The organism is Endozoicomonas sp. SCSIO W0465, from assembly GCF_023716865.1.
GTDB lineage: Bacteria > Pseudomonadota > Gammaproteobacteria > Pseudomonadales > Endozoicomonadaceae > Endozoicomonas.
Genome location: NZ_CP092417.1, coordinates 6859619 through 6881410 on the forward strand (window position 1 = coordinate 6859619; position 21792 = coordinate 6881410).

At 49.7% G+C, this 21792-nt stretch carries 24 protein-coding genes and 1 pseudogene; 4 read left to right on the top strand and 21 right to left on the bottom strand.

What is annotated here, in order from left to right:
* Positions 1-5: 5 nt before the first annotated feature.
* From MJO57_RS31015 to MJO57_RS31030, 4 genes are read right to left on the bottom strand one after another with little or no spacing between them, the layout of a single operon-like run.
* Positions 6-2192 (bottom strand): tail fiber protein, encoded by a 2187-nt coding sequence (locus MJO57_RS31015; RefSeq protein ID WP_252021333.1) that lies wholly within the window; start codon positions 2190-2192, stop codon positions 6-8.
* Positions 2192-2548, bottom strand: a complete 357-nt coding sequence (locus tag MJO57_RS31020) for a hypothetical protein (RefSeq protein WP_252021335.1) — start codon at positions 2546-2548, stop codon at positions 2192-2194. Before MJO57_RS31020 ends, MJO57_RS31015 begins: the two co-directional genes overlap by 1 nt.
* Positions 2548-3153: a hypothetical protein gene (locus MJO57_RS31025; protein ID WP_252021337.1), complete on the bottom strand. Its 606-nt coding sequence runs from the start codon at positions 3151-3153 to the stop codon at positions 2548-2550. The genes MJO57_RS31020 and MJO57_RS31025 overlap by 1 nt, the downstream gene beginning before the upstream one ends.
* On the bottom strand, positions 3154-3660 hold the full coding sequence (locus tag MJO57_RS31030) for a DUF6682 family protein (protein WP_371924935.1): 507 nt from the start codon (positions 3658-3660) through the stop codon (positions 3154-3156).
* 99 nt (positions 3661-3759) lie between these two features.
* Between MJO57_RS31030 and MJO57_RS31035 the strand changes: the two genes are divergently transcribed.
* Complete coding sequence (locus tag MJO57_RS31035) at positions 3760-5274, top strand: IS66 family transposase (RefSeq protein WP_252017330.1); 1515 nt, start codon at positions 3760-3762, stop codon at positions 5272-5274.
* Here MJO57_RS31035 and MJO57_RS31040 read toward each other — a convergent pair.
* Entirely contained in the window at positions 5261-6292 is a 1032-nt protein-coding gene (locus tag MJO57_RS31040) for an IS66 family transposase (RefSeq protein ID WP_252021341.1), read from the bottom strand. The genes MJO57_RS31035 and MJO57_RS31040 overlap by 14 nt on opposite strands.
* Before the next feature lie 175 nt (positions 6293-6467).
* Positions 6468-7805, bottom strand: coding sequence for a transposase (locus MJO57_RS31045; RefSeq protein ID WP_252017304.1), 1338 nt, complete (start codon positions 7803-7805; stop codon positions 6468-6470).
* Positions 7806-7945: 140 nt separating this feature from the next.
* Between MJO57_RS31045 and MJO57_RS31050 the strand changes: the two genes are divergently transcribed.
* Positions 7946-8425: a transposase gene (locus tag MJO57_RS31050; protein WP_252027143.1), complete on the top strand. Its 480-nt coding sequence runs from the start codon at positions 7946-7948 to the stop codon at positions 8423-8425.
* On the opposite strand, the gene MJO57_RS31055 is transcribed toward MJO57_RS31050, so the two are convergent.
* The 6 genes and pseudogenes from MJO57_RS31055 to MJO57_RS31080 form a co-directional block, all read right to left on the bottom strand.
* On the bottom strand, positions 8412-9350 hold the full coding sequence (locus MJO57_RS31055; RefSeq protein WP_252021343.1) for a hypothetical protein: 939 nt from the start codon (positions 9348-9350) through the stop codon (positions 8412-8414). The two genes, MJO57_RS31050 and MJO57_RS31055, sit on opposite strands and share 14 nt — an antisense overlap.
* A gap of 235 nt (positions 9351-9585) precedes the next feature.
* Positions 9586-10986 (bottom strand): hypothetical protein, encoded by a 1401-nt coding sequence (locus MJO57_RS31060; protein ID WP_252021345.1) that lies wholly within the window; start codon positions 10984-10986, stop codon positions 9586-9588.
* A 210-nt stretch (positions 10987-11196) separates the two neighbouring features.
* Positions 11197-12558, bottom strand: coding sequence for an ISNCY family transposase (locus tag MJO57_RS31065; protein ID WP_252017318.1), 1362 nt, complete (start codon positions 12556-12558; stop codon positions 11197-11199).
* A 51-nt stretch (positions 12559-12609) separates the two neighbouring features.
* Positions 12610-13332 (bottom strand): hypothetical protein, encoded by a 723-nt coding sequence (locus tag MJO57_RS31070; RefSeq protein ID WP_252021347.1) that lies wholly within the window; start codon positions 13330-13332, stop codon positions 12610-12612.
* Positions 13333-13436: 104 nt separating this feature from the next.
* Positions 13437-14468 (bottom strand): annotated as a pseudogene (locus MJO57_RS31075) (IS66 family transposase); the annotation flags it as partial.
* 14 nt (positions 14469-14482) lie between these two features.
* A complete protein-coding gene (locus MJO57_RS31080; RefSeq protein ID WP_252021348.1) occupies positions 14483-14959 on the bottom strand; it encodes a DUF6444 domain-containing protein in 477 nt (158 codons plus the stop codon).
* Between MJO57_RS31080 and MJO57_RS31085 the strand changes: the two genes are divergently transcribed.
* Together MJO57_RS31085 and MJO57_RS31090 are read left to right on the top strand one after the other, a co-directional pair.
* A complete protein-coding gene (locus tag MJO57_RS31085) occupies positions 14958-15167 on the top strand; it encodes a hypothetical protein (protein WP_252021350.1) in 210 nt (69 codons plus the stop codon). The genes MJO57_RS31080 and MJO57_RS31085 overlap by 2 nt on opposite strands.
* 140 nt (positions 15168-15307) lie before the next feature.
* Positions 15308-16669, top strand: coding sequence for an ISNCY family transposase (locus MJO57_RS31090; RefSeq protein ID WP_252017318.1), 1362 nt, complete (start codon positions 15308-15310; stop codon positions 16667-16669).
* A 201-nt stretch (positions 16670-16870) separates the two neighbouring features.
* Here the strand turns inward: MJO57_RS31090 and MJO57_RS31095 are convergent, their stop codons facing one another.
* The 9 genes from MJO57_RS31095 to MJO57_RS31135 form a co-directional block, all read right to left on the bottom strand.
* Positions 16871-18385 (bottom strand): hypothetical protein, encoded by a 1515-nt coding sequence (locus tag MJO57_RS31095; RefSeq protein ID WP_252021352.1) that lies wholly within the window; start codon positions 18383-18385, stop codon positions 16871-16873.
* Positions 18361-18720, bottom strand: coding sequence for a hypothetical protein (locus MJO57_RS31100; protein ID WP_252021354.1), 360 nt, complete (start codon positions 18718-18720; stop codon positions 18361-18363). Before MJO57_RS31100 ends, MJO57_RS31095 begins: the two co-directional genes overlap by 25 nt.
* A 2-nt stretch (positions 18721-18722) precedes the next feature.
* A complete protein-coding gene (locus MJO57_RS31105) occupies positions 18723-18971 on the bottom strand; it encodes a hypothetical protein (RefSeq protein WP_252021356.1) in 249 nt (82 codons plus the stop codon).
* Between the two features lie 2 nt (positions 18972-18973).
* Positions 18974-19363, bottom strand: a complete 390-nt coding sequence (locus tag MJO57_RS31110) for a 3TM-type holin (RefSeq protein ID WP_252027150.1) — start codon at positions 19361-19363, stop codon at positions 18974-18976.
* 10 nt (positions 19364-19373) lie between these two features.
* On the bottom strand, positions 19374-19772 hold the full coding sequence (locus tag MJO57_RS31115) for a M15 family metallopeptidase (protein ID WP_252021358.1): 399 nt from the start codon (positions 19770-19772) through the stop codon (positions 19374-19376).
* A gap of 184 nt (positions 19773-19956) precedes the next feature.
* Entirely contained in the window at positions 19957-20484 is a 528-nt protein-coding gene (locus MJO57_RS31120) for a hypothetical protein (RefSeq protein WP_252021360.1), read from the bottom strand.
* A gap of 66 nt (positions 20485-20550) precedes the next feature.
* Entirely contained in the window at positions 20551-20874 is a 324-nt protein-coding gene (locus MJO57_RS31125) for a Ref family recombination enhancement nuclease (RefSeq protein WP_252021361.1), read from the bottom strand.
* Positions 20855-21259, bottom strand: a complete 405-nt coding sequence (locus MJO57_RS31130; RefSeq protein ID WP_252021363.1) for a hypothetical protein — start codon at positions 21257-21259, stop codon at positions 20855-20857. Before MJO57_RS31130 ends, MJO57_RS31125 begins: the two co-directional genes overlap by 20 nt.
* Before the next feature lie 31 nt (positions 21260-21290).
* Positions 21291-21791, bottom strand: a complete 501-nt coding sequence (locus tag MJO57_RS31135) for a DUF1367 family protein (protein WP_252021365.1) — start codon at positions 21789-21791, stop codon at positions 21291-21293.
* Between the last annotated feature and the right edge of the window lies 1 nt (position 21792).

Here is a 21792-nt window from a genome sequence, read left to right on the forward strand (position 1 = left end):
AGCTGTTACTTCTTTAGCCCGTAGATGGAAAAGGTACCACTGATTACATTGTTGGTCTGGGCATCAGTGAAGAACCTGACACCCTGGATAGACTCAAAAACCGGTGCCGACAGCATGGCTGATAGGTAAGGGTTGCCATTGCCAGAATTAAAGTTTGCCGTCCATGCCCCTTTTGATGAACCACTCATGGATATACTCAGAGTACCGGACAGGTAGACACTATCCATTTCTGCTTCAGCCAACACGTAGCCTGTGTAAGAGCCCTCCATGGAACCATCAGCCCCTCCGGTTTTGATCACCGAGGTAGTGGCCATGCCAAACCCATCCTGCCATGCGCTGCCATTCCAGAAAGCGATGCCCAGTTTCTTTTGCCGGTAATCACTGTCTTCTATTGCAAGATTGCTGATGACCAGATGGTAACCAGAGTAGAGCGAGTCATCGAAGCCATCAGTAATTGAAATATCGTCACTATTGGTATGCTCAAACGTACCCAGTAATTTCATATCATCGTCCTCATCAGCCGGTGGCTCTGTCGGTGTCGAGTTTTCCAGGGCTTCCACCCGTGCAGCCAGATCAGCAATGGCGGCAGACAGGTCAGGGGGAATTACCCGGCTTTCCAGTGCCTCCACCCTTGGCACCAGATCGGAAAAATTGGTGTTCATGTTGCTTTGCAGGTCGGATACATCACTCTCTACCTGACTCAGGTCAGAAGTGGCCTTCGTGATATCAGACTGAGCCTGAGATAAGTCGGAGTTGACGGAAGCGATGTCAGCCTGGGACTGGGACAGGCCAGAGGTAATCGTGGCTATATCTGTCTGCAGTTGAACAACATCATTACCCTGGTTACTCACATCCAATTGCATCTGCGCCAGGTCATTGGCCTGGGTTGCGACCTGTGACTGCACCTGAGTCAGCCCACTTTCCTGAGTAGCCAGTTGTGTCTGCATCTGGCTCACGTCATCGCTGAGTGAGTCGATCTGAGTTTGCAGATTTCTGGAACTCGATTCGTACAGAGTCAGCTTGCCCAACGACTCAATCTCAACATCAGCGTCGACAGACAAAGGGGTGTTTAAATAAATATCAGTGCCGGACTCTGCGGTGAAATGCGTACCCTTAATCAACTTCAGGCCATCCACAAACACACTGACAGGCCGGTTGATTTCATAGTGATGGCTAAACGTCTGCTGTCCGGCAATGCCGCTATAAACCGAGCGTTGGGGAACGGCAAGCTGCGATACCAGGTTGGGTCCGGCTATTCCCTTGATGATCACCATGGCAGCACGGTTACGGGGACGGGTTTCATCACCACCACGGGTATTACTCAGCATCCACCGTTCAGTGCCTTCCGCAGTGTCACCGGTGCCAAGGTCGTGATACTGGCCTCTGATCACCGCCGGATCGGCAGAGGTACCGAACGGCATCGCATCCCACTTGGATTCATTAATAGCGATAGCGACTTCATGGGCATGGTTCGCCATCTCATCGGCCTGCCCACTTCCCAGCTCCCGGTCTGTATCTACACCGCGCCCATGGTCCCAACCCCGGATAAACTCACCCCGGTAATCGGGCAGGAATGCCTTGCCGATTTCGATCCGGTCTTTGTAAAGCTCATAAAGCTCCGGGTATTGAGTACTATCAATCTCTGCTCCGTCACATTCCAGCCATCCTGCCGGTGCGATTGCCGAACCATCCCACAATGCTGTTAATCCAACGGGTGTGGTTTCCAGAAAGGTGTCGCTGACTGCGGTCCATGCACCGTTATGTCGGAAATAAAGCTGACCATCCTGCGGGGCTTCTTCGACATCGCCTGAACTACCACCTGAACCTCCTGTCTGTTCTTGCCAACTAGCCCTGGTACCATCGGTGACCAGAGCCTTGCCCTGATGGCCAGTCTGATCCGGTAGGCCATCGACTTCTGCCCAGGTTCTGTTTCTACGGGCATACTGTTTGCCATCGTCCGGGGCCTCATCGGGTTTGCCTGCCAGGGCTTCGGCCAGTCCTTCCGTTTCAGCGACGGTGTGTTGATGGGGGGTTGGCGGAAAATCATTCGGTTTATCCGTGACTTGTTCCCAGCTCAGAAAGGGGCCAAGGTGGACAGCGATCGGCCTGACCACATCTTCCACAGCAACCTGAATAACATCATGGTTATCATCCAGATGCAGGACGATGGGCTGGTAACTGCTGTTATCCATTACGACGACAGCTCCACGTTATGGGTAACACTGGCCAACAGCTGCCAGCGTCCGGTCATAACAGTCTGCACTTCCTCTGCATCCGGTGATACCAGTTGCAGATCGTAATAAAATTTCTGGGTTGCCAGGCTGCGGGTATCTTCCGGAGTAATATCCAACGTCGCCTCACTGCCGGTAACGGAGATCTCCTTGCGTAACGCCACTTCTTCATCACTCTGCAACGGGTGATACTTCATGGAAAAAATCAACGTCCAGCCGGTGTAATCCACAGGCAGATCATTTTTCCGGAACTCAATGGGGAAACTGATGTTATTCCCCCGGATATGGGGTTCAAGATTCACCTCGGTCACAGCCATCAGACAAATCTCCTTCTTGTCACCGATTGCTCGCCACTGCTGACGCCGACCAACCCTCGGATACGTTTCTTGTTCAATTCCCGCTCATACTTCTGCCGGTTCACTTCCGACAGTTGCGGATTGGTCCAGGGCTCGTCCGGCATCATTTGCAGATCCGCCAGTACACCCCAGCAGGCAAACTCAAGGGTAAGATTGGCCAGATCGTCCGGTACTTCGGTGGCATCAAAGGCTGGCATTAATGTCAGTTCAATGTCGTGCATTACATCCTTGTCAGGGATCGGGGCAACGTGCAATGCCGTGGTCTGAAAGTGGCGATAGTAGTAAGGGGTTCCAGCAGAAAGGTAAGGGGGCAGCAGATCACGGCTTTCCAGTCGGGTGCCGTCTTCCCGTAATAAGTTCTGAACCGTGGCGATATCAGTGCCCGCAGGAGAAGCCAAGGTGTAGTCCTTGATGCCCTCTACCATAAACAGTTTGTCATGGTGCCGCCAAAGGTTTGCCCGGTGGCAAATATCCCGCAGGACAATAATCAGGTAATTACGGATCACCTGATCCGGACAGCCCTTGGCATAAGGACGGATTCGGGAAAGGTAGGCGTCCAGTTCCACTTAGTTCTCCCCGATGCTGCCCTGAAGCATCTGCCGGAACATTTGATCCACGTTCCACTTCAACCCCAGATCATTGGCAAACATGGCCAGGTAACTCTGGGCCTGCTGCATATTGGCTTCCGTTTCCATATCCATGCTGAAAGCTCTGAATAACATGTAGTTGATCACCGGGTTCAGCCACAGATCATCAAGGCTGAATAACTGAGTGTCGGTGTCAAAATCGGTAATCACTATTCGTGCGGGAGCCTGACTGACCAACAGGTTGAGCTGATGATCTGCAGGGGGCACAGGGTACACATAAAAGACCGATGGGCTTTTCTGGTCGTAAACGTACTGCTCTACAGACTCTCCGGTAGCAGTCGTCCAGTTGGGCAAAAGGCTATCCAGAGAACTGCGGGTAGTGGCAATCACCGTTCTGCCTGTGGATGGGTTATCCACAATATCCAGGAGCCGGTATGTGCCAGGAGGCAGCGACTGAACCGCTTGTGCCTGACAGGTAAAAGTCAGTAACTGCGAGGTAACTGTTCAGCACCCCCACATAAATCTGGAATTTTCTGATTTTTATACCATCCTCTTAAGCACCATTTTTCCACAATATTCGCCAGCATGATTCCAGAACTACCCGCAACTATGTCGGCTGAGATTCTCTTGAAAGAGAATGCAGAGCTGCGGATGAGAGTTGCCTGTCTGGAAGAGCGATGTCGAGAATTGGAAGAAAAGGTTGGCAAGAACAGTCAAAACAGCAGCAAGCCGCCATCGTCTGATGGTTATCAAAAACCTTGTAAAAACAGTAATTCTCCAGATCATTCTGACGACCTTTCCGCAGATAAAGGTACCGATCCATCGGATGAAAAACCCAATCCTAAAAGTCTGAGACAGTCTTCTGGTAATAAAGCCGGTGGAAAGAAAGGGCATCAGGGCACTTGTCTTAAACAGGTCGATATCCCTGACTATATTGAGTACCTTCCGGTTAAAGAATGCAATAAATGTCAGGCGTCTCTTCTTGATAGTGAGCCGGTCAAATATATTGAACGACAGGTGTTTGAACCAGGGAGACCGGGTGAATTTGAAGTAACGGCCCATAGAGCTGAAGTAAAAATCTGCACTTGTGGTTGTCGGAATCAGGCTGAATTCCCGGAAGGTGTTACCGCTGCCGCACAATATGGCTCAGCCACACAGGCTATGGCCGTCTATCTTAACCAATACCATTTCCTGCCTTTTAAGCGCGTGTCAGAGTATTTTAATACTCTCTATAAAATGAGTGTAAGTGCAGGCACTGTCGCCAATTTTGTGGCCAGAACCTATGAAAATCTGGCTTCTACTGAAGAGGTTATTCGTGACGCCTTGCGGGAATCGTCTGTTGCCGGAGCCGATGAAACGGGTATGCGGGCCGAGGGCTCTTTGCACTGGCTACACGTTATGCGGGATGAACAATGGACGCTCTACTACTTGTCTGAAAAGCGAGGTCGTGAGGCCATGGACACGATGGGCATACTGCTAACATTTGCAGGCGTTCTGGTTCATGATCATTGGAAATCCTATTTTGCATATGCGGCAACTCACGTACTTTGCAATGCCCATCACCTGAGGGAGCTTTTGGGTGTTGTTGATAGGGACAGCAATCAACTGGCGTTGCGATTGATGAAGCTACTGAGGCTTTCCTGGCATTACTGCAAGGGCTTTAAGACCATAGGTATGCTACAGATGCCAAGTGTTGTCTGTGAACGAATCGAGAAGATTTATGACCGGTTGCTTCAGCGGGCTCTAATGAAAGAAGTCGTCTATATGGAGAAGCAACGAGAGGAGCTTAAGCGCAAGAAAGTCAAGAATACTAAAGCTTACAATCTCTTCAAACGACTCACTGAGTTCAAGGCTGAGACACTGCGCTTCATGTCAGATTTTACCATTCCCTTCGATAACAATGGCAGTGAGCGGGATGTTCGAATGGCCAAGTTAAAGCAGAAAATCTCAGGCTGCTTCAGGAGTGCAGACGGTGGTTCTATGTTTGCACGGATTCGCAGCTATTTGTCGTCTGCCAGAAAACAGGGAATGGACATATATCAATCACTTCATAGAGCTGTTCGGAATTACTGTAATATGCCTTTGCTCAGTGCTGAATAGTTACGCTGTCCCTATCAACAACACCCAAAAGCTCCCTCAGGTGATGGGCATTGCAAAGTACGTGAGTTGCCGCATATGCAAAATAGGATTTCCAATGATCATGAACCAGAACGCCTGCAAATGTTAGCAGTATGCCCATCGTGTCCATGGCCTCACGACCTCGCTTTTCAGACAAGTAGTAGAGCGTCCATTGTTCATCCCGCATAACGTGTAGCCAGTGCAAAGAGCCCTCGGCCCGCATACCCGTTTCATCGGCTCCGGCAACAGACGATTCCCGCAAGGCGTCACGAATAACCTCTTCAGTAGAAGCCAGATTTTCATAGGTTCTGGCCACAAAATTGGCGACAGTGCCTGCACTTACACTCATTTTATAGAGAGTATTAAAATACTCTGACACGCGCTTAAAAGGCAGGAAATGGTATTGGTTAAGATAGACGGCCATAGCCTGTGTGGCTGAGCCATATTGTGCGGCAGCGGTAACACCTTCCGGGAATTCAGCCTGATTCCGACAACCACAAGTGCAGATTTTTACTTCAGCTCTATGGGCCGTTACTTCAAATTCACCCGGTCTCCCTGGTTCAAACACCTGTCGTTCAATATATTTGACCGGCTCACTATCAAGAAGAGACGCCTGACATTTATTGCATTCTTTAACCGGAAGGTACTCAATATAGTCAGGGATATCGACCTGTTTAAGACAAGTGCCCTGATGCCCTTTCTTTCCACCGGCTTTATTACCAGAAGACTGTCTCAGACTTTTAGGATTGGGTTTTTCATCCGATGGATCGGTATCTTTATCTGCGGAAAGGTCGTCAGAATGATCTGGAGAATTACTGTTTTTACAAGGTTTTTGATAACCATCAGACGATGGCGGCTTGCTGCTGTTTTGACTGTTCTTGCCAACCTTTTCTTCCAATTCTCGACATCGCTCTTCCAGACAGGCAACTCTCATCCGCAGCTCTGCATTCTCTTTCAAGAGAATCTCAGCCGACATAGTTGCGGGTAGTTCTGGAATCATGCTGGCGAATATTGTGGAAAAATGGTGCTTAAGAGGATGGTATAAAAATCAGCTCGACTTTAGAGTCTGTATAAAACGATAATTCGGTCAGCTTTTTATAGTGAAGCAAGCCGAAATCAGTGAACTGTTTTTCCAAGTTCGTTATTACTTCCGTTTTTTGCCTAAAAGCCTTTAGTTATGCTGCTTCTGAATTATCCGGTATTAACTGGTCGATCAGATCGCGAAAATTGAACTCATATTTTTGCTTATATCTGTTCCAGCCCTTGCGAATAGAGAACCTCGGAATAATTCCTGAAAGAGCAATTTTCATCATGCCTGCAGTGGTTGTATCCGGGCTTCTCCAGGGTATCCGAGAAATATTCAGACATGCCTGATTTTTACAAACGGTTAATAACTGCAATAATGCATAGCCTGCCATTTTCAAATGCATCCATCGAAGCAGTGTTCGCAATTTCTGCTGCCATAAATGGCAACAGCCAAAAGCATGTTTGAGTTGGTGAAACATTGGCTCTACCGGCCATCTCCGGGAATAGGCACGAAGCACCTCCAGTCCCTCAAGTTCCGGATTGGTCGAGATGAATATTCTGCTTTCGGTCAGACCTTTGTCATTTTCAAAGCGACTCCAGACGACGCGTACTTCACGACCTTTAAGGAATCTGGCGCGACAGATCAGGGTACGATAACGTATTTTGCGAAATTTGCCGTACATCCATACTGTTGCTTTTTCTTCCGGCAGTTTCTTAACCTGTTCTGTCGTCATCTTGATGCCGTACTTTTTTGGGCGCCCTCGCTTCTTTACGGTGGGTGCTGGCGGCAAAGCATAGAGGGCCCGATTTGAAGGTATCTGACCAACAACTTCTATGTTCATTTCCAGAGCTGGCTTTATCAGTGTCCAGTTCATATACCAGCAATCGGTTAGCAGGCGTAGCACTCGATCCTTCACTTCATTGCGTACCACCCTGAGCATGGCCACGGCAATTTTCAGTTTGCTGGTGTTACCTGAAGCTGGTGTCGGAAATGAGATCACCGGTATGGCGGTAAATACTTCATCTGCAGCCCGCTCAAATATGATGGCCAGGGAAACCCAACACTGCCCCCAGATGTACGTCGGCCGATTGCGTTTCTTGCTGTGTTGATGATGTGTACGACAAGCAGGGGCTTTGTCGGAAAACCGTTCGATTACCCAGTCATCAAGCCCCAGGACCACAGGTTGATTCTCAGGAGCTTTGGAGCAGACCAGACGGATCAAGTGGCGTGCCAAGTTCTTCCATTGCCACTTGCCCTGAGATAGCCAGTGGTGGTAGCTGCTCCACACACAATGAAAATCAATTGTTAACAACGCCTGTGTAACAAAGCCGTCGGCTGAAAGCATGCAACCGAACAGCAGTTCGCAGAACGTTGGTACTGCAGTTGATGATAGCGCTCCAGCAAGAAAGGTTGTATATGAAGCGAGCTCCCTGAGGATTACTTGATGATCTGAAGTGAGCATGGCAACCATCTCGAATTTCGTCATTGGGGATGGTTGCTTTTAGCAGATTATGCGCCGGAACTATTGTGCTCTTAAAACTCTAAAGTCGAGAAAATCAGAAAATTCCAGATTTATGTGGGGGTGCTGAACAGTTACGGGACAGCAATCAACTGGCGTTGCGATTGATGAAGCTACTGAGGCTTTCCTGGCATTACTGCAAGGGCTTTAAGACCATAGGTATGCTACAGATGCCAAGTGTTGTCTGTGAACGAATCGAGAAGATTTATGACCGGTTGCTTCAGCGGGCTCTAATGAAAGAAGTCGTCTATATGGAGAAGCAACGAGAGGAGCTTAAGCGCAAGAAAGTCAAGAATACTAAAGCTTACAATCTCTTCAAACGACTCACTGAGTTCAAGGCTGAGACACTGCGCTTCATGTCAGATTTTACCATTCCCTTCGATAACAATGGCAGTGAGCGGGATGTTCGAATGGCCAAGTTAAAGCAGAAAATCTCAGGCTGCTTCAGGAGTGCAGACGGTGGTTCTATGTTTGCACGGATTCGCAGCTATTTGTCGTCTGCCAGAAAACAGGGAATGGACATATATCAATCACTTCATAGAGCTGTTCGGAATTACTGTAATATGCCTTTGCTCAGTGCTGAATAGTTACGTTGTCGTTAAACTCTTTCTGCGGCATAGCCGCAATCTGGTCCAGTGTCATAGCGGGTTGGCGACCCTGAGTGGTCGGTTTCGAGCGGGACCGCACTGGCGGCTCGCTCATCTGTTTTGCCTGCTGTATTTTTTGTGCTGGATTGGGCTTGGGAGCATTAAGACCGGCAGACTCTTTGTAGAGTGTCATCACCTGGGCAGCTCCCAGGGGGCTGACACGGCTTAACTCCTGTACGTCAGCACCTTGTCTGGCAAACCAGCCCTTAAAGTCTTCACTGGCGGAAATCTGCTCCACATCAGGATGAAGGCTTCGTACTTTTTCCCAAAATGCCTGTCGGGCCTGCTCGGCCTCCTGTTCCTTCCGAGCCTGCTCAATAGCGGCCAGCCTTTGCTCCAGTTTCTGGTTAAGCTGCTCCGACTCATCCAGTTTGTTGAACACCGGGTCCAGCTCCTGGTAATCCTTGCGGAGTTCCTGAAACTGATCCGACGACGCTGGTTCGCTGTTAGACGACGGCGCACCTTGCTGGTTGATGCTCTGCTGGCTCAGCAGATCAACCTTGGCCTGCAGCATTGCCATTTGTTGCTGAAGGTCGCTATTGCTACGCTCCAGATCGGCGGCTTTCTGCGTGGCCTGGGTCATCAGGGCATGGGCATTCTTGCGGGACTCTTCCGCTTTGGTGTACTTGTCCTGCCAGTCTTCACCGCTGTCTTTTGGGGCAGGCGGCTCTGACTCTTCGTCAGCAGCATCCGGCTCAGGTGCAGGTGGCGGGGGTAACTCATCAGCGGGCGGGTTCTGGTCGGTCTGCTTGTCCTGCTCGTCTTCTTGCTGTGCAAAAGCAGCAGGGGCTTCCGTTTTCAGACCCATTAAGGCTGCCAGTTCGGCATCCGTTTCCTGATCCAGCTTTTCGGCATCAATTGCCATCTTCACTCTCCCTGTGGGGCACTCTGGCTTGTCCACATTTGGTTTAGCCTGATTTTGTGGGGCTCGGGCTTATCCACATATTTCAGGCATTCACCGGTAACCGCTCCATGCGTTACCGGCATACCGCCCATCCCTGGACATAAAAAAACCGCCGAAGCGGATTAGTTTTTACTGCTGTTTCAAATACGTCGCTGCCCTGAGCTGCAAGGCGATAATGTCATCCAACTCCTGCACTCTACCCTGCAGGACGCGCAAATTGGTTGAATCCTGGCACGTTGCCAGTTTCTCCAGCAGCAACTTGCGTCGACGCAGAAGATACTCCTCCACCACTTCGTACTCCGGACGATTGCTCATCGTCAGAACGGCTTCCGCCTCCTGCGGCTTCAGGTGCATGGGATTGGGCATAGAGTTCTTCCTCGGGTCTCAGAGCTTTGTCCGGATCAATATCCAGGGATTTCAGGTATTCGTTATACAGATAGCGGTGGTCAGTCATGGGACCCAGCACCGGATTCATGCTGACATTCAGGGCATTCATCATCCGTTCCGATTGCAGCTCTTTGGCCACCAGCGCGGCACTGCCCATGGCCACCACATCCAGATCGCCCCGCTTGGCATCTTCGCTGTCGCTCCAGCGCATGGCGAAATTGAACAGGCTGTCGATCAGGGGAACCGTGGCGTAGTCGTCTATATTTTTCACTACGCTTTTCAGAGCCACATTGGCTGCAGTCATCAGCATGCTCATGCCGCTGGCGGTTTTGTTCAGGCTCTGGGTCTGTTCGCCATGGGTGTAACTGGGGAGTGACGTTTCTTCATCCGCAAATCGTCGGAACATTTCAAAAATGCCGGACAGATCCTTCTGGTTGCTCTGGATATTGATGGCCTGAATCATTGGACCTTCACCAGCTTCACCGTCATAAAACCAGAGTCGATAGGGGTAGATCTTCTTGGCATCTTCCAGGCTCATGCCTTCCGGAAGTTTGCTCACATCCATCTGGAACATGGGGCCAGCGGTCAGTGCAGCATTATCCAGTAATGCTCTGCCAGTGGAGTTCATCACATCCTGACTGTCGTTCATCATGTAGGGGATACCGATGCCCCAGAACCGGTGCAGCACACTTTCATAGGGAACAAACTTGTAGGGGATCGCTTCCGGTTTCAGTGGGTTGAGTCTGGCCATAATCATCCGGCCATCGCAGATCCAGATATTGGCCTGGTACTCTGCCTGCTCATCAATATCGGTAACGCCATACTCCATCAGCTGATGGCCATCTACCGGTCCCCAATACTCCAGCACATCAAAGCGCTGGGGCGTAACATACTGCTCATCATTATTGTTGATATTGCGCAGTTCCCGTTCGTAATCTTCAGGAACATGATTACCCTGGGGAGACTCCATCAGAATGGCGTGAATGGTATCGGTCTCAAAACCAGGGCTGCCTGCCAACTCCCGAAACTCATGCTTGGTCAGCACATGATGGCGAAACAGATCATTAGGTTTCCCCGGATCATGGGAATAGGGGTCGGGAAACAGATCAAAGACACTGGCCCATTCAATATCCGGCTCAATGCTTTGATGCTCGTTAAGTTTCCATTCATCACCTTCACTTTCCCACTTCTCATGGTTCCGGATATTCAAAGTAGCTAGTTCTCGTCCAAAAACGCATCAGGCAATCATAATTAGATTGTACGTTCGTTTTGATATTTCCTGAAATTCCAGAGAGCCGCAAAAACTCTTCCCTTTTTTTCTCTAATCTGGGACGGATATTGGAGAAAAACGCGAAAAGCAGGCAGAAAACATCCTCCCACCATGCTGGAAAGGTACTTTCATGTAGCGTGGAGGTGGCTATCAGGATGGTGCCGGGTGTCTGGCCAGAATCACCAGGTTGTAACAGACCACCGATAACCAGCAATGAGAATCAAAACGCTCAGAACCCTTGCAGTGGCAACGTGATAGCCCAAAACATCTCTTTAGCCACGAAATTCCCGCTTCAATACCTGCCCGGAAGCGAAAGAGCGTTTTATACACATACTGACTTTTAGTCATCTCTTCGACTTCAAGTCCGCGCTTCTTATTAAAAGCTACATCGCTGATTCCCATGGCCTTGGCTTTTTCCAAATTAGCGCGACACGCGTATCCGCCGTCACCGCTTGTCTGGCGAGGTACACGACCATAAATTTCTTTTTGTCTTTCCATCATCGGAATGAATTGGTCCGAATCCGCTGGGTTACCTTCCTCAATAACCAGGTCCAGGATCAATCGACTTTTTCCCTGAACCAGGTTCAGTTTATGGCCATACTGTACTTGCCGCCTGTCTTTTACGATGATATCCGTATGGGGTTCATACAGGCTAACCACTTTTTCCTGGGCTGGCACCTTTTCACCCTTAAAGACCCTGCGCTCTGTCTGGGAGACTATTGCATCCACCAGGGGTAACAGGTGATCCACATCGGCCTGCCACTTGTCGGCATCATCAGCCAGGAGACACTGCCCCTGCTGACGGGCGTTTGCTAGCGTGACAGTAGCTTCGATAAGTACCTTCCGGGATTTTCGGGTCAACTGCAGCAGTTTTTTATAATGCTGATGCCGCTCTTCTTTGCCAGCGTAGATGCATTTTCTGGCCGCATCTTTTACGGCTCGGTTGTGATGGGTATATTCATAAAGCGGTGTCGCTGTCAGTGTTTGTCCCCGTTCCAGCAGCCGACAAATTTCTTTAACGGAACTGGCTAAAAGATCACTGTCGCAAGGAGGTTTGATATCCGATTCGGTGACTGTGCTGTCAATAGCCACAGTGCGCCCTTTTTCAATACCCTGATCTTTAGCGGTCATTAGCTGACAGTTATTAATCCGTTCCCATGTAGATGCAGTAAGAAGGCTGATGAGCCCATGCAAACTGGAGCGACTGGGGCGCTGGTTTGGTTCGAGGCGACAAAAGTCTCGAAAGAGCATGGAGTCCATCAAAACAAACGACAAGTAGTCATAATCACAATTCAAATACTGTTTCAGGAGTGCCGCACGAAGAACGGATTCTGCTGATAGTCCGTTCCGCCCAGTGTTCTGTTTATCACCAGAACTTAAGTCCTCATAAATCCAGTCATTGAACTGTGGATGGGCGTCAAGCCATTGCGAGATACCGGAAAGCTGGGAGCAGATTTCATGAGGTACGTAATGGAGTTCCATACTACACTGCGGGTTGCGTTTTTTGCGCATTTGGAGTCCTCTGTTTTTGGCAATCCCTTATGTTTCTTGCTCTTGGGAAGTTTAGTCGCCAGATAGCAGTAGGGCTCCACTTAATTTTTCAGGATAAAATCTACAGTTTTCAATTGGTTGTGTTTTTGGACGAGAACTAGCTACCTTGATGCAGCCGGTTCCCAGGGTTACCTGCTCACGAACCATTTTTTTTATTTCGGTGAGTGCGTTGGCATTGAGCAGGTAGTCCTTGATCAACCGCTTCATCTTCATGGCAGCGGTATTGGCCTTTTCCAAGGCTTCTGCCAGCAGTTCCCGCTGCATTTCATCGTTACGTTCCTGGATGAGTTGGTTTCGGGTTCGGGGATCAAGTCGATAGGGAAGCAGTTCCTGAATAGCCATCATCCGGATCTGCTGCTTAATGGAAGCGGGAATATCAGACAGTGGACTGGGAACAATATCCCAAAAGGAATCCACATTCTGAAACAGCAGATCAATGAGTCGGGAGTAGGCAGCATTGACCTTGGTGGCCGTGATCTTGATAAACACCCGGCTCAGGGCCTGCTGCTCTTCCATCACCTTTTCCTGCTCTGGTCCGTATTCACCTTTCACCGCACGCAGGGCATCCAACCACTCGTCTTCTACTTCCCGGCGAGCTTCACGGTAACCTTGCCAGCAGCTGAATAAATCCGAGGCGAACGCATCTTTTACGGCCTGCTCTTTACCCTTGGCTTCTGCTATTTCCGCCTGAGTTACCTCATCGGGTGTGGCGATCTGAACCAGTCCGTGTTCCATGCCAGTCCTATTTCCTTTTGCCGCTGCGCCGACGCCACTCAAGCTGGTGACCGGCCATAATGGCTGGCCAGTTCCCAACCATCTGCTGAGTAAAAATAATGTAACTATTCAGCACTGAGCAAAGGCATATTACAGTAATTCCGAACAGCTCTATGAAGTGATTGATATATGTCCATTCCCTGTTTTCTGGCAGACGACAAATAGCTGCGAATCCGTGCAAACATAGAACCACCGTCTGCACTCCTGAAGCAGCCTGAGATTTTCTGCTTTAACTTGGCCATTCGAACATCCCGCTCACTGCCATTGTTATCGAAGGGAATGGTAAAATCTGACATGAAGCGCAGTGTCTCAGCCTTGAACTCAGTGAGTCGTTTGAAGAGATTGTAAGCTTTAGTATTCTTGACTTTCTTGCGCTTAAGCTCCTCTCGTTGCTTCTCCATATAGACGACTTCTTTCATTAGAGCCCGCTGAAGCAACCGGTCATAAATCTTCTCGATTCGTTCACAGACAACACTTGGCATCTGTAGCATACCTATGGTCTTAAAGCCCTTGCAGTAATGCCAGGAAAGCCTCAGTAGCTTCATCAATCGCAACGCCAGTTGATTGCTGTCCCTATCAACAACACCCAAAAGCTCCCTCAGGTGATGGGCATTGCAAAGTACGTGAGTTGCCGCATATGCAAAATAGGATTTCCAATGATCATGAACCAGAACGCCTGCAAATGTTAGCAGTATGCCCATCGTGTCCATGGCCTCACGACCTCGCTTTTCAGACAAGTAGTAGAGCGTCCATTGTTCATCCCGCATAACGTGTAGCCAGTGCAAAGAGCCCTCGGCCCGCATACCCGTTTCATCGGCTCCGGCAACAGACGATTCCCGCAAGGCGTCACGAATAACCTCTTCAGTAGAAGCCAGATTTTCATAGGTTCTGGCCACAAAATTGGCGACAGTGCCTGCACTTACACTCATTTTATAGAGAGTATTAAAATACTCTGACACGCGCTTAAAAGGCAGGAAATGGTATTGGTTAAGATAGACGGCCATAGCCTGTGTGGCTGAGCCATATTGTGCGGCAGCGGTAACACCTTCCGGGAATTCAGCCTGATTCCGACAACCACAAGTGCAGATTTTTACTTCAGCTCTATGGGCCGTTAGGCCGTTACTTCAAATTCACCCGGTCTCCCTGGTTCAAACACCTGTCGTTCAATATATTTGACCGGCTCACTATCAAGAAGAGACGCCTGACATTTATTGCATTCTTTAACCGGAAGGTACTCAATATAGTCAGGGATATCGACCTGTTTAAGACAAGTGCCCTGATGCCCTTTCTTTCCACCGGCTTTATTACCAGAAGACTGTCTCAGACTTTTAGGATTGGGTTTTTCATCCGATGGATCGGTACCTTTATCTGCGGAAAGGTCGTCAGAATGATCTGGAGAATTACTGTTTTTACAAGGTTTTTGATAACCATCAGACGATGGCGGCTTGCTGCTGTTTTGACTGTTCTTGCCAACCTTTTCTTCCAATTCTCGACATCGCTCTTCCAGACAGGCAACTCTCATCCGCAGCTCTGCATTCTCTTTCAAGAGAATCTCAGCCGACATAGTTGCGGGTAGTTCTGGAATCATGCTGGCGAATATTGTGGAAAAATGGTGCTTAAGAGGATGGTATAAAAATCAGAAAATTCCAGATTTATGTGGGGGTGCTGAACAGTTACAAAATAATAATGTTCCTTTCCATCAGTACGCGGACTTCCCTGGGGAGCGATACTGCAGCTCGTTGATATTGATCTTCCGTCTTGGCAGCTTTAGCACCATTTGTTGGGCTATCGAGTAGCTAGTTCTCGTCCAAAAACACAACCAATTGAAAACTGTAGATTTTATCCTGAAAAATTAAGTGGAGCCCTACTGCTATCTGGCGACTAAACTTCCCAAGAGCAAGAAACATAAGGGATTGCCAAAAACAGAGGACTCCAAATGCGCAAAAAACGCAACCCGCAGTGTAGTATGGAACTCCATTACGTACCTCATGAAATCTGCTCCCAGCTTTCCGGTATCTCGCAATGGCTTGACGCCCATCCACAGTTCAATGACTGGATTTATGAGGACTTAAGTTCTGGTGATAAACAGAACACTGGGCGGAACGGACTATCAGCAGAATCCGTTCTTCGTGCGGCACTCCTGAAACAGTATTTGAATTGTGATTATGACTACTTGTCGTTTGTTTTGATGGACTCCATGCTCTTTCGAGACTTTTGTCGCCTCGAACCAAACCAGCGCCCCAGTCGCTCCAGTTTGCATGGGCTCATCAGCCTTCTTACTGCATCTACATGGGAACGGATTAATAACTGTCAGCTAATGACCGCTAAAGATCAGGGTATTGAAAAAGGGCGCACTGTGGCTATTGACAGCACAGTCACCGAATCGGATATCAAACCTCCTTGCGACAGTGATCTTTTAGCCAGTTCCGTTAAAGAAATTTGTCGGCTGCTGGAACGGGGACAAACACTGACAGCGACACCGCTTTATGAATATACCCATCACAACCGAGCCGTAAAAGATGCGGCCAGAAAATGCATCTACGCTGGCAAAGAAGAGCGGCATCAGCATTATAAAAAACTGCTGCAGTTGACCCGAAAATCCCGGAAGGTACTTATCGAAGCTACTGTCACGCTAGCAAACGCCCGTCAGCAGGGGCAGTGTCTCCTGGCTGATGATGCCGACAAGTGGCAGGCCGATGTGGATCACCTGTTACCCCTGGTGGATGCAATAGTCTCCCAGACAGAGCGCAGGGTCTTTAAGGGTGAAAAGGTGCCAGCCCAGGAAAAAGTGGTTAGCCTGTATGAACCCCATACGGATATCATCGTAAAAGACAGGCGGCAAGTACAGTATGGCCATAAACTGAACCTGGTTCAGGGAAAAAGTCGATTGATCCTGGACCTGGTTATTGAGGAAGGTAACCCAGCGGATTCGGACCAATTCATTCCGATGATGGAAAGACAAAAAGAAATTTATGGTCGTGTACCTCGCCAGACAAGCGGTGACGGCGGATACGCGTGTCGCGCTAATTTGGAAAAAGCCAAGGCCATGGGAATCAGCGATGTAGCTTTTAATAAGAAGCGCGGACTTGAAGTCGAAGAGATGACTAAAAGTCAGTATGTGTATAAAACGCTCTTTCGCTTCCGGGCAGGTATTGAAGCGGGAATTTCGTGGCTAAAGAGATGTTTTGGGCTATCACGTTGCCACTGCAAGGGTTCTGAGCGTTTTGATTCTCATTGCTGGTTATCGGTGGTCTGTTACAACCTGGTGATTCTGGCCAGACACCCGGCACCATCCTGATAGCCACCTCCACGCTACATGAAAGTACCTTTCCAGCATGGTGGGAGGATGTTTTCTGCCTGCTTTTCGCGTTTTTCTCCAATATCCGTCCCAGATTAGAGAAAAAAAGGGAAGAGTTTTTGCGGCTCTCTGGAATTTCAGGAAATATCAAAACGAACGTACAATTTAATTATGATTGCCTGATGCGTTTTTGGACGAGAACTAGCTAATCACCCGATCATCAAAGCAACCTTCCTGGGCATTGGTGGCTCCATTGTCTTCTATCACGTAGGTCTGGCATTCCTTCACGGTGTCGAGATTGCAGATCCCTGCGTCAGCATCCCTGAGCAGTGCAGCCAGATGGTCAATCATCAGTGGTTTTGATTTGGTGGTGGTGAGCCATCCCAAACGTTTGGTGCGCTTTTGGGTGCGCTGATCCACCGTAGTTTCCATGTAGAGATTGGGATACTTCAGGTCTTTCAGCTTGGTGATAGTGGTCAGACCGTGATTGTTTCTTTCCACTCCGATCAGGGCATTGTTGTAATAACGCCCCAAATGGTTGAGCATCTTGCCCAGGTCATCCGGTGCTACATGGCCAGACCAGTGGGCAACCTGGTACCCGGAACGGTCCAATACGTCGATGGATGAATAATCGCCGTGCTTGTGTTTGTCATTGATCGGCGCCAGCCCTTCCGCCACATCACAGCCAATCACGTACTGCTGGGCACCATCTGGTGGGTACCAGATTTTTAACAAGCCTTCTTTCTGACGATTCAGTCCATTGGGTGTCAGCTCACACTGCCACTTGGGTGAGTAGCATTCCAGCCTGGCAGCTTCGGTATGTTTCGGGTCGAACACCGGTCTACCAGAAAACAGAAACGCTTCCTGAATATTGCAGGGATATTCCTGCTTAAACTTGTCTTCTGATTTCAGCTCATAGATTTTCTGGCGGCGCCACTGCAGCTGTTCATCATCCAGGTCATACTGCTGCTTCAAGTATCTTTCGTCGGCATCTGTCGTGAAGTCGGTGGAGACTTCGGCACGGTATTCGTCCTGCCAGAACCAAGGTATAAAAACCAGTTCAAAATCACCGCGCCCAGCATCAGCATCCATAACATAATCATAAAACACACCACCAACGCCGTTAGCAGTGCTCTCCAGAATGACCTCAGTATTGTTTTCATTGGGTACTGCCTGTAATACACCGGCCAGGTGTTCATCCGCATTAGGCCAGAACGCCACTTCCGATCCGTGGAACAATTGTGCTGTGGATGAACGTCCAGCTCCCTTATTGCCAGCGGTTCCCACCCGATACCCGGAATCGTGATAAAACTCCAACAGCTTGGAGCTTTTGTTTTTCAGTTCCCTCTGGGTAAACGGTGGCTGATTTTCGTGGTATCGCTGCACCATATCAAACAGGTTGGCGGTGGCATCCGCTTCGTGGGTCAGGATATAGGCTCTTAATCCCTTGCGATTGCTCACCAGCCAGTAAAACCGGCCTTCAGTGTAGGTGGAGCAGCCCTGCTGCCTGCCTTTGAGCACTACAATTCTTACCTTGCCGGTGCGCTCTCGCTGGTCCTCAATCCGACTGTCCAGGTAAAGCTGAGCCTTGTTAAGCTGAAAGGGAATCACCTTGGCATTCTTGGTACGAATCTTCAGGCACTTGCTGGCGTAGAAGGTAAACTCCGTCAGCAGCCTTTCTCTGGCTGGCTTTACCCGTCCTTTTCTTCCAGCCATTCATCCAGCGTCGGTATCTTTTCCGCTACCACGGTCTGCTCATGGCGATCCCGCCAGTGGTAACGGTTTTTCATATACATAATCAGCATGGCAGGGGAAACATCCTTGTTCATACCCAGTGCTCCCTGCATGTATTTCTCTTCCCAGAACACCTCCGCCAGTACATCCGCCTGAGCTACAGCTTCGGCAAACTCCTCATACTTGTCGATGTACGACAGAAACGTGTTATAGCTGATACCCATCTCCGTTGCGGTAGCTTTCCGGCTCAGACCTGTGCTCATCAACGCCTTCACCTGCTCACACATCTCAGGAGTGTATTTACTGTGATTGGCCATGATTAAAAAAATTGTTTGATGGCAATAGCGATAATGCCCGCTGTGGTGGTCGCAGCAATCCACTGAATCACACTGCTGATGGTCGAGTTTTTCAGTACCGATTTTTCAATGGCATCCAGCCGTTCCTCGCTCCGCTTTTCCCGAAGTGCCAGGTTCACCATCCGTTCATCGTGCTTGGCCAGCGTCTGCAGGATCTGGGTAATGCCATCCAGCTTTTGCTCTATACGGTTGAAGCGGTCTTCATCACCCATAGCTATCTCCTGGCAACACCCTTGAGTTTCTCTAGCGTTCGGGCACCTCCCAAGCCCAGCAAACAAAGCAGCAAAGTAATCACGGTACTGGTGTCGGCTGTGGGTAACTGCTGAACCACTTCCGACTTATCCACAAGCATCAAACCAATGATGACCAGATCCCGAACAATCCAGGTCCAGGCAAGAATCAATACACAGAGCCAACCAAGAGCAGGACGCCAACCGGAAACAAATACCGAAGGATGTTTGGCTTCTTCGATATTGGTCAATGCCTGGAGGATATGAGGTTGCTGTAACTGGTGATTCAAAGACAGTTCAGCTTTGGCTCGTTCTTCATCAGAGGTAAACAAACCATCCAGCCCACCCATCAACTCTTTGGCAATCCCAGCCATTGGATTCAAATTAATCATCATCCACCAGCTCAAAGTGCGGGTAATCTTTAAACCGGTGATCCTTGATTTCACCATCTCGGTCCCAGTCACCACCCCAACGCAGTTTGATACCCATCCCTTGGGCAACACCAAGAACAAAGCCGGCAAAGTGTGCCGCTCTCTGATAATCAAACCAGTTAATGGGATAAGCCATCACATCCACAGCCCTACTCGGCAGTTGATTATGTTTACTCTCTGGCCACTGCAATTCAGACTTGCCACTTTCAAACGCCAGCATCTGGGCAACTTCATTCCGATGACCACAAATAATCGTGCAATCGTAATGCTCAATCACTTTCCTGAAGACACGCTGAAGCCGCTCATCACAAGTCGACAAATGTCGCCTGGACGAAGCGGAAAAGTGAAACATGAAGCCCCTTTTTTATAGTGGTTCAGTTTGGGAGTGACAGAAACTAAAAACCCGGCAGCAGGGCCGGGCTTTTTTGAACGGTTTAAGCAATGGAAAATCAGTAGCAGGGAACTTTCCCAACATAGGGTTTTAACGTACGTTTACTGACATCCTGAGTCAAGGTCAGGGGTCAAATGCTGTCCTGCTATTCGTATCGGATACTGCCCGCCTGCTCCAGCAAGGCCTGGGCCTCATCTTCTGCCAACGTAATCCATTCACTGCAAACCCTGCGACAGATTTTCTTCCAACGATAGACTGTCCGTTCACTTTTACCGGTGATATCAAATTGTCCCTTTCGAGACCTCAGCTGCGGATGCTGCAGTTCATACATCAGCCAGAGCCTGATCAACACTGGATTGCTGCGGATCGGTTCCGGCAGGCGTTCATCTCTGGAAAAGCGGAGCTGAATCCGCTGCCAGGCCATGATCCGTTTACTGTAATCATCGCCATACCGAATGGTCAGAACGTCATGCCACTCTGGAGTCATTCCCTGCCGCAGTCGGCTCTGCCAGAGACCGTCATGCCACAGTCGTTCATCTCGGCTACTGGCTTCAATACCCGACACCGTTTTCCGGTAGCCAGAGTTGATATCCCGATGCCAGCTGACGGCGTTCATCATCAGCTCCGGTGTCCCGAAAATCCGTATCAACGCCTGCTCCAGTGCCTGGTACATATCAGTCTCCCTGTTGACTCAATGTACAGAGGATGGGCTCACTCCCTGAAAACCCACACAGATTGTTCACCGCCAATCCTCGCTAATCTCTGAACCGACAAAACTCCCCCGGAACAACTCAACATCTTCCCGCGTCTTTCGCACCAGCGCTTCTTCCTGTCCATATCGTTGGACAAAGAGACTGGCGTTGACATGAATAGCATCTTCATAAAACCGGTGATGCCCCGGGCACAACGGCATGGTGTCAAAGTGGCTGGCCCTGCGCCCCATGCCAGTCCCCTGTCGCTGATGATGCACTTCCGCCGGAACACCATGCAGACCATTGATCCGACAGGCAAGGCAGCCCAGTTGCGCAACCGTCTGCAGATAATCACGCTCTCTGCGGGTCACTGGCCTTCTGCCATGCCTTAAGTTTACGAGCCAGATAGCGCCGGTCGATCTTCAACACAAAGGCGGCCTCGGTCACCGTCATCTCTCGACACAACGCCAGCACATCGTCTTTTAACTCTGCAGCAAATACCTTGTAGTAGATCGCCCGTGTCGGATAAGCCCAGTAAAAGCTATCCAGCTCTGACCGTGATTTGCCACTCCTCAGCCTCCGGATCTGCCGGTCACTGAGTCTGGGAAAACTGCTGTTCTCCCCGGATTCCACATACAGGGCAAACCGTCCACAGGCTGCCCGTTGTTGCTGACAATAATCACGCCAGCCACAGTTCAGACAAGGGCAATGGTCCTCATCTGCCAGTTTCGCTTCAATCCGTGAATATGCCGTCATCCTTGGTACTGTGCTCCCGGACCAATGCCCTCTAATCAAAATTCACCAGCTGCGCCACCAGCTGCTCGACCTTCTCCCGGCTCCAACCACGCCTGGGGCTCAGCACATACCGGAGAAATACATCCAGCACCGCTGAATAAACCTTCTCAAATTCCATCTGATCCATATTCCGGAACGCTACGCTTCTGGCCCGCACTCGCACCTTGCCATCGGGGTAACCAAACACGTCATAGAATCCGGCCTTGACCACGGCCCAATAACGGAACTCATCGAAGTTGGGCTGCGGCGTTACCCACTGGTTAGAACCGGCAATCCTCACCGGTGCCTGTGGCAACTCCTCAAACACCCCGTAAGCCAACGTGCATAGCTTCATAAACTTTCGATGAAATAGCCCATTGCGAGTCTTGCGAAACTCAGCGCTGATCATCTGGCCCGGCTTCAGCTTGAGAATAAATTCCTCATCGTTAGCCGACACTGGCAGCAGAATCGGTTGAGGCTGATAACTGCGAACCAGTTCCAGCTCTGCTCCCATC